Below are 12,116 nucleotides of genomic sequence, written 5' to 3'. Positions count from 1 at the left end.
TATCGAGCGCGCCATCAGCGGCAAGCCTGCCGAGCTGCGGCTGGCGGTTCGACAGAAGGAAACCAGGCCCAAGATCGACGCTTTCCGGGACTGGGCCGAAAAGCAACTGACGCGCATCCCGGGAAAAAGCGATCTGGCGAAGGCCTTCCGCTACGGGCTGAGCCGCTGGTCTGCCCTCACGCTGTTCCTGGAAGACGGACGCGTGGCCATCGACAACAATGCGGCCGAGCGTGCCCTGAGACCAATTGGTGTCGGCAGACGAAACTGGTTATTTGCAGGCTCGGATGCGGGTGGCGAAACGCTCGCGCGAGCCCTGACCGTCATTGAAACGGCAAAGATGAACGGCCTGGATCCGCAAGCCTACCTTGCCGATGTCCTGGAACGCATCCACGATCACATGAACAACCGTCTCGGCGATTTGCTGCCCTGGAACTGGGCGCCAACAGGCACCGTCAAGATCGAGGCCGCGTAAACAGTGCCCGGAAGAGTTCCTCGGACTGCCTCAGACCCTCATCGGTCAGGACAACCGACTTTGCCTTGTTGACCGGATCGGCGATCAGTCCCCGGGCGTGCAACCGCTCCAGGGCGTCCCAGTCAAAGCCTTTCCACGCCCGCCGCTCGTCGTGCAGCGTCAACCACAGCAGCGCCAGAACGGCCTCGTCGATCTTGTCTCGATCTATCTCCATGAAATGAGCCTACCACGGAGAGCCGTAGTGCGAGACACGACATCATCAACGCATGTCAATGCAAAATGGCCGCGGTGCAAACCGGGTGGTTACGTTGAAGGACCATGAGCAAGCCCCTTGTACCTGATGATTTGTGGGAGGCCATTGTGCCGCTTTTGCCAAGGGAGCGGTCCAAGCCGAAGGGCGGCCGCCCTCGCTGCGATGACCGGCTGGCCTTGGCCGGCATCATTTTTGTGCTCCGCTCCGGCATTCCCTGGGAGATGCTGCCGCGTGAGTTTGGCTGTTCCGGCATGACCTGTTGGCGCAGGCTGCGCGACTGGCAGGCAGCCGGCGTCTGGAGCAAGCTTCATTGCGTTCTTCTGGAGCGCCTCTCTGAGGCGGGACAACTGGACTGGAGCCGGGCCTGCCTCGACAGCGCCGCCATTGCGGCGAAAAGGGGGGTGCAGAAACCGGCCCGAACCCCACGGATCGCGGCAAACCGGGCACGAAGCGCCATCTTGTGGTCGACCGGCAGGGCACCCTGCTCGGGATGCGGCTGAGCCCGGCCAATCGGCACGACAGCATGATGCTGGCACCCGCTCTGGATGCCGTGCCAAGCATGCGCCACGGTCGTGGACGTCCGCGCAAGCGCCCTGACAAGCTTCACGCCGACAAGGCCTACGACCATCACCGCTGCCGAAGCGAATGCCGGAAGCGCAGGGTCACGCCCCGCATTGCCCGGCGGGGCATGGACAGCACCGAAAAGCTGGGCCGGTACCGCTGGGTCGTCGAGCGGACACTGGCATGGCTCAACCGCTTTCGCCGCCTCGCCATCCGCTATGAGCGGCGCGCCGACATCCATGAGGCCTTCGTGATCCTCGGCTGCGCTCTCATCTGCCTCAACCAGATCAGACGGTTTTGTTAGGTGTTCTAAGTAACGGGCCAAGACAGAATTCTGTAGCTTGCAATCAATATGATTCCATAGACGAAAGGAGCTTGGATGCCTCGACCCCACGCATAGGAGCGGAGGCTAAAATCCGTATTGGAAAGATCCAATCCACTCTGTACATCAGTGACCGACACGCGCTCAGAGGGGGACTCAGCTTCGGGAAGGCGCATGCAGCAGTCGATCGAACGCGACCGTTCTGATATCGCTGACTGGACACAACCGCAGCCGAGTGCGTATCTGCCGCGCTCATAACTGCCAAGGACTGGAAAGCGGCGTCAAGCGAACCGATGCAACAAAGGCTGGATGCACTCACCCGGCCCACTGATCGACTACGGCCAATTACCACTGGCTCAGGAAACGCAAGAAAGCAAATACGGTAGCATCTCCTTGAACAGGTCGCTTTTCGGCTACTAAGAAGTTAATTATTGCAATCCCTCGTTTAATTAGGCGCATTTTATATATAAAACTATATCCAGCAATGCAGGATCAGGAGCAAAAATCAAGTGCAAACACAAGCAAATCAAGAATTTTACGTTCGGCCTCATACTGAGGCTTTTCCATTATTATCATTCGAGGCCTCACAGGAAGCAAGTACAATCATTATTGTAGGCCAACCATATTCCATGCGCATTAGTAAAGACCGTTCAGCATGAAGCATCAGGCCATATAGCCACACGGATGCCAATTTATAACCGCGCAGAACCAGCACAGCTTCGCACTCCACGCTACCACAAGGAGGAGTCGAAGCTTTCATGCAGCTTTACCACCAAGGCACCTTTAGCGCGCAGAGCGTTTCTGAGCCATTATCCCACGCTTTACAGCAAGCAGCTTGAAGTTCAATCATCTCGACAGAGCAGCAGGGGGTAACAACAATTCTCCAAACAGGAAAATTTTTAATAAACAGAGTTTTGTTTCGAAGATAACCCAGTCCCAGCGGTTGTTTCCAGTCGGTCTACGTAGCGTCATTCTGAAGTACTACATTTTTCCGCCTTGCAGGTTCGTGGCGGCAACAATACGATCACAAGATCGTACCCAAAAGCATCATCGGCGCAAGATATTAGGAGAAATCAGTGCTGCATGAATTCGGCGAACACGCTGGCCTTTTGCTAAAAAACGGCATCATCGCCGTCGCCGAAGCGCTCACGCTATCAGATAGCCGCCCCGGCCAGATTGCCGGCCTTTTTGCTTTGTCCACAGCCATTCTGGGCGCTCTCTACTACATGCAAACTCGCCGCCAAATGAATGCGGTCAACTTGCTTGATCAAAAAATCAGAGCATTTCCGGACATCTTGTCGTTTGCCGAAGGTTATCCAGATCTTATTCATACATTGAGGACACAATTTCGGAAGAAAGGCCCCAGAGAAAGCGTCTTTGAGGCATTCGACGAGTTCAATGAAACCGTCGTATCCGACGATATTGACGGCCCGTTGCGAATGCGTAATTCCATCCGGCCTGCGGCTTTTCTTAATATTGAAGATCTGGGTTTCGGCCCCGGAATGTTCCGCATCCTGCCAAACATCTTTGTATCTGCCGGTCTCCTCCTGACGTTTTTAGGGTTAGTCGCTGCTTTGCATCAATTCTCCCAGTCGATGAACTCAGGTGCGGGTGGCATGGATCGTGCCATGCAGGACTTCATGCAGATCGCCTCGGCGAAATTCGTCATGTCGTTGGTCGGGCTATTTTGTTCAATTCTATTTACCGCTCTGCTCAGATTACGCCAAAATAAACTGGATACCGCAATTCACCGCCTCTGCACTGGAATCGAGCGTCGACTCGTCTTCGTCAGCCTGGAGGATATTGGGTTTCGCCAGTTGCGCGCCGCGACCGAACAGCGGGAACACCTTCGCGAGATTGGCATGGGTATGGTTGCCGAACTTCAAAAGCCGCTGGAGGCGCTGCCAGAAAAGATTACGGGCGCCATTGCGGATCGTATGGACCCCATCTTTGATCGCGTCACTGCCATGAGCACCAGCAGCATGGAAGGGCTTGTCGGCGATCTTTCGCAGCAGCTCTCGCACTCCGTTGGCAATGCGCTCACCCGAGCCAGCGAGTCGCTGGGAGAAGCGACAGACCGTATCGGCCTTATGGTTGATCGCATGGGCGCGACCAACACGCAGGCGGGTGAAGGTGTGCGCGATGCACTGGACCAAATGGCGCGAGCTATGACTGAAATGCGCACTCAAGTAGCAGCCAGCGGGCGCACTGCATCTATGGCGATGAACGAAGGCGCGGATCGCCTTTTGTCTGTCATGAATGATACTTTGGCAAGCATCAGGGAAAACACTGGTCAGGGAGCCGAGGCCATGCGCACTGCGGCGGCGGAAATGCGTACCGCTGCTGAGGGGTTCCGTGAAACTTTGGCCAATGCCAGCGAGGAAAGTGTCAAAGCGGCCCAGGCGCGCATGGCACAAAGTAGCGCAGATGCTGGACAGGCGATAGAAGGAGCTGGCAAGTCGCTCCTGGACAGTTTCAACCAGACCAGCGCGGACATTGCCAAACTCGGCGCCGAAATGGGCGGCATCATAGGACAAGAGCTGCTGTCCCGATTGGAGACAGTTGGCACTCGTCTTGAGGCCATGGCTGACGCGGTTCAGCGCGGCGCTTCGGGCGCACAAAGCGCCGCGCAGGGCCTTAATAGCGGTGCAGATGCTATTCACGGCGCCTCTGAGGGTTTCCGAGCCGCGAGCCAGAGCCTGACAGCCGCAGCAACCCCAATCCGCGCTTCACACGAACGAATCGAAGCCACACTCAACCGTGTTGGCGATCTGGTTGAGACCGTTTCGGAAACACTGATGCAAAACTCGGCATCCGTGGCAGAAAATGCCGCGCATATTCTGGACACGGCGCAGACCGCGCTTGGAAATGAACGCGAAGGCATCCGCCGTTCGCTCGAAGCCACCCGCGCTGCGATGGCACAACTTTCCGAGGAAGCTGAGAAGCTTGATCGCATCGACGAGATGCTTGGGCGCGCACTGACACAGTACAACGCACAACTCGAGGCCGCTCTCGGCTCGGCGCAAGATCACATCGGACAGATGCGTGACGCTCTGGCACCAGGTCTTGATACGCTCAGAAGCGTCGTCGAACAGGCCGAGACCTTTGTGCCCTCGCAACTGCGAGCCCGCGCATGAGAGCTCAGGCCAGACAGGTCCGCCATGGGGAGGAGGAAGAAAGCGCCTTTGTCTCCATGACCGACATGACCGTCGGTTTTCTATTCATCATGATGATCTTGCTGGCGTTTTTCGCCAGTCAAATGCGCGATCCCGACTCTGTGTCGAAAGTTGAATACGACAAGGTTGTTCAAGCAAGGGACGAGTGGCAAGTGATGGCCCAGACTCGGGCCGAGAGGATCGTTCTGCTTGAGGAAGAGCTTGCAGAGCTGCGGCTGCAACGAGAACAAATGCGGATGCAAATCGTTCAGCTAACCGCAGAGCGCGACCGGCTGGCGCAAGACCTTCAAGTTGCACGCATCCGCACAGAAGAGCTGGAAAAGCGCATCCAGATACTACTGGAACAGCTCGCACACAGGGATGCCGAAATTGAAGAGCTTCGTAAAGAAATTGCCCAACTGAAGCGAGTCGATCCGCTTGAAGCCTATCTGGCTCAAGTCACGCAGGCACGGCGCCAGGTTCTTATTCGCCTACGCGACGCTATCCGGGCTGACTTTCCCGACTTGCAGGTCGAGCTCAGCGAAGAGTCCGACGCGTTGCGATTTCAGGGCGAAGGCCTGTTTGCCTCGGGGCAGCCTGATCTGGATCAGGACAGACGCGAAATCGTCGCACGGCTGGCACAACGGCTTGACGAAGTACTGCCCTGTTTCACGGTGGGCTTGGCTTCTCGCTTCGACATCACCTGCAATCCAGGCTTCGTTATGATTGAAGCGGTTCAGATTGAGGGCCATACGGACAACATGGGGGCAGATCGGATGAACCGAGTTCTCTCTGCAGCCCGCGCCAATAGCACCTTTTTCGCCATGACGCAGACGGCCGAAGGTATCATGCAACACTTGAACCTAAAGCGTCAGCCGGTTCTTTCAGTGGCCGCCTACGGACCTGATCGGCCTGTTGCAAAAAACGACACGCCGGAAGGCCGCGCGACCAATCGTCGGATCGATCTTCGTTTTATCATGGTGACACCGCAGGATACCGATGGGATCCAGGTCATCCGCGAAGCTTTGCAGGGCGTCGGACGTTGACCATGACTGTCTCGGAGCCGAGCGAACCAAACGAGCGCCCACGCATGTCCTTAAGCGAAATGCTGAGCCGAAGCCAACCTTTACGCACACGGGCTCTTCCACCCCTCGATCAAATAAAACGATCAGTCGAACGTGTTCTGACCCGCTGGCCCGATGCCGTTTTCACACCAGAAGATCGGGACCGTGAAAGGCTGGCGCAGAACATGCTTTCCCGTGTTTCTCACTGGCAATGGAAGACCATCACGACGCAGCGGGTTATATCGGCGGCAATTGCTGTCTTTGATGGGGAGCGGTGTGAACGACCTGACCTGACCCCCGTACGCGAGTTCTACTATTCAGAAATCGCCTCACGTGAGCCGGGCACCTTTCTCGACAGCATGGTCGGGATCTATATCGAAAGCTTCACTCCTGGTGCCCGCCACACGTTGCAACTGGCTCGTGCGCTGGAAAAGCGGGCCTCTGATCTCGGGGGGCGCTACCGGAAACTATTGGGCGCCCTGCCCGACCTATTCGGCCCAGATGCCGCGCCCGCCAGTCTTGCAGGGGTCATGCACGAGGTGGACGATGCCTATCGTATGCTGCAATCCATTGGCCTCAGCAGACCACATACCGCTGGACTGGCGAAGGCGGCTCAGAAGCCCTTCTTCGATCGCCTCGCTCCCGATCTCGCCAATGCCGAGGCCCGCCGGAAGCTCTTCAATTGGCTAACCCCGCAGAACGGACCTGTTTTGCAAGCGGGAGCTGGCCCCGCCGTTGAAGCCCTGCTTTCTGTCTGGCGTGAACGAACGCCTCCTGACGCACTGCGTAACGAGCTGAGCGAGACGATTATTGCAGCCTGGAACGACCCGCGTCTGCATACTGGCGGTATCTGGTCGGGCTTTGATCCAAACCTTCGCGCCGTCCTCCTTCGCTGGCTGACGCATCAGGACATGAAGTTTTTCTGCGACATGGTCACCGCCACGCAGGACAACCATATGTGGCCGCCCCGTCGCAACTTCTGGCTAAAGCTCTACCGCGACAAGATGATCGACGAGGCGTGGGTTGCCTTTGGATCGGATGCGCTTGCCTACGCACAACGGAATTTTGTTCGCAAAGGCAAAGCAGACATGGGCCGGCGTTTCGGTCGCCAGTTGGACCGCCGAGGCAGCACATCACTTTTGATTATGCGTATCGGCAACAAGATCGTGGTGGACGGTTGTCACAGCTACAAGACGCACATCTTCCGAATGAACGATAGAAACGCACCGAAGCTCTACGAGCGTGAGTATTACTGCGACGACATCATGCGCGCCTCGCCTAACTCAAAACCGCACAATTCCATAGATTCTTGGTCCCAGTGGGTTCTACAGAATGTCTGACACCGGGCCCATCCACACCGTTTTCGAAGGCGCTATACAAATCCGCTTCCCGCGGCAGAAACAGAATCTGCTGTCCCGCCTGATGTCGAGACCCACAAGGCGCAGTTTTACCGATCTCGCGCCAGAAGACCGGGATCTGCTGTTCGCCATCGGAGATCTGCGCGCTTGGGGCGATACTCACCCGGACGAGGTCTCGGTTGCGCCGGAACACATCCAGATCTCCCATGATGCCGCTGCCAGCCTCTCAGCCCCGGCCGCAGAAGCACTCGGCCTGCCCCGAGTTGTCGATCTGACGCTAAAGACTGACGTGGTTGGCGTACTCGGCCGCCCCGATTTCCGCCTGCACTACGAATGGTTTCGCAACGGCCGCCGCGAGACCCCGAAGCGCACCGGCGCCATACTTAGAACCTCCGAAGGCCCGCGCCGCCTACCTTTGTGGATGATGCGCGCGCTGGACCTCGCTGACAATTTCGATGCCACCTTGCCCGTAGAGGAGCATTGGCGGGCCCTGGCCAACTTTCGTCGAGCAATTGAGCCCGAGGACGGGATCGAGGCGGAGCTTCCCAGCAATCGCGAGTGGGCCGGGCTGTCCATGACCGCTTTCCTGCGTGGACTCGAGGTGCGTATCGCTGATCGGTTTTCCATTTCCCCGGATGGAACTCTGGGACAGTTCGACATCGTTCCCTACTCCTCACAACGGCTCGACAGTGAGGGTATCTCTAAGAACACCATTTCCGAGGAAAACGCAGAGCTGAGAGGTGAAACCCTCGCTGTGTTTCAGCATCGCCTGCACGCCCGCGGGGCACGACCGGCTTACCAACTTGGCAACAACTCTTACCTCGTCATTGACCCCAGTGCCGCCCCGGTTCTGGCCGAAATGGTCCGTGCGCAGAAGGCACCACGCGAACAACGTCGCGCCTTCATCGAGAACCCCCGCGTCTTCATTACCGAGGCCGTCAACCGACATCTTGAGTTATCTGGCACGCTGAACGGCCTCGATCCCGCCGAGCAGGAAGAGATGGTCGAAGCCATCGCCGGCCCTGCTCTGATCGAAAGCCACGAGTATTCTGAGCGCGTTACCGGCGTCATTGTCTACCAACGCCCCAAGGTCGCGTTCGAAGGCAGTGGCACCACTTGGCTGCCCGAAGCCTTCGCAGCGCACCTGGTAGAAGCCATTCAGGCCATGAGCGACCCGGACCTGCACGCTCTTTATGAGCACATGACCGCCGTGCTGGAATCCGGCCAGGACACGCCCGCCGAGATAGCCGGGGAGATCACTCAGGTAACGCCTGCTCGAGTTGCCGCCGTCCGCGGAGAAATCGAGAGGCGCGAGAGATTACCCGCCCCGGAGCAAGAGCAGGATGATATTGACGCGATAGACGGGCCAATCATTCTCGACACGCTCGACAACTTCGACGAGCTTTCATGGGAGGCGCAGCTTGCGCCCCGCAGGTCTACCCACCCCATAAGACTGCCGGAAGCAGTCCGCACACCGATGCACCAACACCAATTGGATAGCTTCGACTGGGCGCTGAAGGCTTGGCAGGCTGGGCTGCCCGGCATTCTGAACGCCGATGAACAGGGATTGGGTAAGACGCTCCAGACTATCGCCTTCCTGACCTGGCTCAAGGAGCACATGAAACAGCCCGCAGCGGCAAGTCGGGGGCCGATCCTGATCGTTGCTCCGACCTCACTTCTGCGCAACTGGGAGCAGGAGGTTGAGACGCATGTCGATAGCCGCGGTTTTGGCACCTTGGTGCGACTATACGGTAGTTCGCTGGGATCGCAGAAGCGCCAAGGCACGCGCGGCACTGAAACGCAGTCCGGCCTGCCGCAGCTGGACCTGGACTGGCTGGACGAGGCGTTAGAAGATGGGCGTGCCCACCGCTACTGGCTGCTGACCACCTATACGACGCTTGCCAACTACCAGCACTCGCTCGGCCGTGTGCACTTCTCCGCCATGGTCATGGATGAAATTCAGAACATCAAGAACCGCACCACTCTGGCGTCAAAAGCGGTAGAGGCGATGAATGTGGACTTCCGAATCGGCCTGACCGGAACGCCGATCGAGAACGCCCCCATAGACCTCTGGACCCTTATGGACCGCATCGCGCCCGGCTGCCTGGGATCTGGGACGGAGTTCCGCGACCGCTATGCAGTGCCGGACGCAGAGAACATGGCCGAACTTCACGCTCGCGTATTTAAGCCGCGCGGCGAAACGCCCCCCCTTGGCCTTCGCCGTCTGAAGAACGAGGTAGCTCAGGACCTTCCTCAGAAACGCCGCTTTCTGCACCCGCGCCTGATGCCAAAGATACAGGCTGATGCTTACGACTTGGCGCAGCTACAGCTCGCCAACGGGGGTCCCGGTGCGGCTTTGAAGATGCTGCATCACATCCGTTCCGTATCCGTTCATCCCGGCGATACAGGTGTCTATACACCCGAACAGTTCATTGCCCAAAGCGCGCGCCTTGATGCGGTTATCGATATCCTACACCGCATCAAGGCCGCGAACGAGCGTGTGCTTGTCTTCATCGAACATCGCGACATGCAGTTCCGCTTCGCCGAGATTGTACGTCACATGTTTGGTCTCGAGCATATCGATGTCATCAATGGTGACACGCCGATCCCCCGCCGCCAAGCGATCGTCAATCGGTTTCAGCGCCACCTGGAAGCCGATGGCGGCTTCGATATGCTGATCCTCGGCCCGAAGGCCGCTGGCACCGGCCTCACTTTGACAGCGGCCACCCACGTCATTCACCTGTCGCGCTGGTGGAACCCGGCGGTCGAAGAGCAATGCAACGACCGTGTCCATCGCATCGGTCAGAAACGGTCTGTCTCAGTGCATATCCCGATGGCCCTTCACCCCGAGTTGGGTGCACATAGCTTCGACTGCCTCCTCCAGAGCCTCATGCAACGAAAGCGCAAGCTGGCCGAACAGGCGCTCTGGCCTATGGGTGACAGCACGGTGGATGTTTCCAATCTGACCGAAGCAATAGCATCCCCGACGCGCGGTGAGCACGCTGTCATTGCAGATAGCATGGCCGAGCAATTCCACCGAGACGGATTGACCCTTGTGTCTCCAGACGCAAACGGCGCCTACGAATTAAATTGAACAGCACTGACGCAAAAACACGAATGACTGTTACACGAGGGCTGATCATCGCCGATCCTTGGATCGGGCACATTCTTGAAGGTCGAAAGAATTGGGAGATGAGGTCGCAAGCCACCGCCCACCGTGGCTGGTTCGGCCTGATCCGCAAGGGCAGCGGACAGATCACGGGCCTCGCGCGCCTCGTCGACTGCGGCAGGGCCCTGAGCCAATCAGAGATGATCGCCAACATCAGCCATCACTGCATTCCCGAAAACATAATTCGCCGCGGCGACGTCTCGAAGTGGGTAATCCCATGGATGCTCGCAGACATTCGGCGTCTCTCAAGCCCGATTTCCTATGAACACAAATCTGGGGCAGTAACCTGGGTGACGTTTTCGCCGCACGTAACCCAGCAACTGGCCCAGTATCTTGAGGGTACAGGTGCTTCTACTCAATAGGCCTTCTCGCCTTTAAGCAGAACGCTTTCAGACACTTCGAAAATGTTGCTTCGTGAAAAATCGCCCGTCAGCCCAGACGGCAAACACACGTCCGTGGAGAGGTCTACCGACGCGTGGCACGAACCCGAGCGCCGCATTTTAGGGCGAACCCGCCTGACAGGTGGAAACATCCGAAACAGTCATATCAATCTATCAAAGCTCTTGAATATGTTTCCGGAAGACGCCATCGGTGGCAAGAACAAGACAGAAGCGGCGCCGCGCCAAATCCGTGTCGAATGGGGCGGGCCACAACATGTCATAACCGACATCGATGGCTCGAAATTTATATTCCGGTCACGCGGCTGGGTAAGACGCTTCTTTGAGGCCTCTCAGGCGAAAGAGGGGGATATCGTAGTCGTCACCGAAACGGCACCATACCACATCAATGTCAGCATCGAACATGTTGGTTCGAACATACAGGTTAGCGACCACCTTACAGAAGATCACGGGAGGTCTGCATAAACCTCCGACATTCTTGTTGCTCGACACGGCTCTGATGGTATGACCGCTCTCTCAGTGGCTCGTTGCAGGCCCACTTTGGCACCTTAGATGCCGTCGGAGGGAGGGCGGCCCCATCATCAGAGCCCTCTGCGACGTAGACTTATGCAATGCCGAGGTTGGTAAAAGGATATTACCATTAATGAAATCACCGCAATGGAATAAAGAATAAAGACGCCAAGGAGCACGGCATGTCCATCCCATCGCCATCGCGGACAACGCTACTGCCAGCAAGTCACCCCGGCCTTTGGACATTTATGGACAAAAACCCCCGTTAGTAGGCTAAATTGACAGCTACAGAGAAAGTTTAATTATTTGGTTTTAAACTAAATTAGCCTTTCTGTTGCCCCCTCCTAAGGGGCAGGTTACAGGTTCAAGTCCTGTCGGGGTCACCAAAATCTTAGTGCCATGCCAATAGGGCATAAGTTTGCTCGTTTTGGGGGTGGTTTTGCCCACTCCCTGTCAAGAGAAATCGACTAACGCGCGTCAATCGCCTGCGTGTGTTGATGGAATCAGCCGTTCCTGTGTCCGGCCGCGCGTAATGCCTCCTCGACGTCGATACGAAGGTAGAGCGTCCCGACATTTCCTTTGCCCGCCAGATAGGGCTGGACAGCCGCGCCGTTGAGGATGCTGCGCGAAACATTTCGCTGCAGCCCGAACTCCTGTTCGATCATCGTCAGGTTCAGAAAGCGGGCGCTGAACATGGCGATAGATGATTCCGAAACCGTCCACATGCGCCGTCGCGTGACCGGGTGGATAATGGATTCTGCTGCCAGATGGCTCTGTTGCACAAATTTCGTGAGGAATTCATCTTGCGAGTCCAGCTTGGTAGCTGTGATGTATGCGCAGACCCACACCTCCGA

Annotated in this window: 10 protein-coding genes and 1 tRNA gene; 9 read left to right on the top strand and 2 right to left on the bottom strand. The window is 57.3% G+C overall.

The window, feature by feature from the left end:
• On the top strand, positions 1–472 hold a 472-nt coding region (locus J0F76_RS18340), incomplete at its 5' end, for an IS66 family transposase (RefSeq protein ID WP_207471697.1).
• On the opposite strand, the gene J0F76_RS18335 is transcribed toward J0F76_RS18340, so the two are convergent.
• Positions 453–686, bottom strand: a complete 234-nt coding sequence (locus J0F76_RS18335; protein WP_207471696.1) for a DUF6429 family protein — start codon at positions 684–686, stop codon at positions 453–455. The genes J0F76_RS18340 and J0F76_RS18335 overlap by 20 nt on opposite strands.
• 104 nt (positions 687–790) lie before the next feature.
• Between J0F76_RS18335 and J0F76_RS18330 the strand changes: the two genes are divergently transcribed.
• From J0F76_RS18330 to J0F76_RS18295, 8 genes are all read left to right on the top strand, one after another.
• Positions 791–1,590, top strand: a protein-coding gene (locus J0F76_RS18330; protein WP_207471695.1) for an IS5 family transposase whose coding sequence is annotated in 2 segments (ribosomal slippage) — positions 791–1,118 and positions 1,118–1,590 — 801 coding nt in all. Because the reading frame shifts where the segments join, the coding sequence is not laid out codon by codon here.
• A gap of 1,094 nt (positions 1,591–2,684) precedes the next feature.
• Positions 2,685–4,745: a hypothetical protein gene (locus J0F76_RS18325; protein ID WP_207471694.1), complete on the top strand. Its 2,061-nt coding sequence runs from the start codon at positions 2,685–2,687 to the stop codon at positions 4,743–4,745.
• A 56-nt stretch (positions 4,746–4,801) separates the two neighbouring features.
• Positions 4,802–5,809, top strand: a complete 1,008-nt coding sequence (locus J0F76_RS18320) for an OmpA/MotB family protein (protein WP_207471693.1) — start codon at positions 4,802–4,804, stop codon at positions 5,807–5,809.
• A gap of 2 nt (positions 5,810–5,811) precedes the next feature.
• Positions 5,812–7,167: an EH signature domain-containing protein gene (locus tag J0F76_RS18315; RefSeq protein ID WP_242690399.1), complete on the top strand. Its 1,356-nt coding sequence runs from the start codon at positions 5,812–5,814 to the stop codon at positions 7,165–7,167.
• Positions 7,160–10,279, top strand: a complete 3,120-nt coding sequence (locus tag J0F76_RS18310; protein ID WP_207471689.1) for a DEAD/DEAH box helicase — start codon at positions 7,160–7,162, stop codon at positions 10,277–10,279. The genes J0F76_RS18315 and J0F76_RS18310 overlap by 8 nt, the downstream gene beginning before the upstream one ends.
• A gap of 23 nt (positions 10,280–10,302) precedes the next feature.
• Positions 10,303–10,716 carry an ASCH domain-containing protein gene (locus J0F76_RS18305; protein WP_207471687.1) on the top strand — a complete coding sequence of 138 codons (414 nt, stop codon included), beginning with the start codon at positions 10,303–10,305 and terminating at the stop codon, positions 10,714–10,716.
• A gap of 42 nt (positions 10,717–10,758) precedes the next feature.
• The gene (locus J0F76_RS18300; RefSeq protein ID WP_207471686.1) at positions 10,759–11,217 is read left to right on the top strand and encodes a hypothetical protein; all 459 of its coding nucleotides are present in this window, start codon (positions 10,759–10,761) and stop codon (positions 11,215–11,217) included.
• Between the two features lie 325 nt (positions 11,218–11,542).
• Positions 11,543–11,648 (top strand) — tRNA-Arg (locus tag J0F76_RS18295).
• Positions 11,649–11,765: 117 nt separating this feature from the next.
• On the opposite strand, the gene J0F76_RS18290 is transcribed toward J0F76_RS18295, so the two are convergent.
• A partial coding sequence (locus J0F76_RS18290; RefSeq protein ID WP_207471685.1) for a hypothetical protein occupies positions 11,766–12,116 on the bottom strand: 351 nt, incomplete at its 5' end.

The sequence above is a fragment of the Paracoccus fontiphilus genome, from assembly GCF_017356265.1.
In the GTDB taxonomy this organism is placed as follows: Bacteria; Pseudomonadota; Alphaproteobacteria; order Rhodobacterales; family Rhodobacteraceae; genus Paracoccus; species Paracoccus fontiphilus.
The sequence above is the reverse complement of the archived record's forward strand: the minus strand, read 5'-3'. Positions and strand labels throughout refer to the sequence as shown.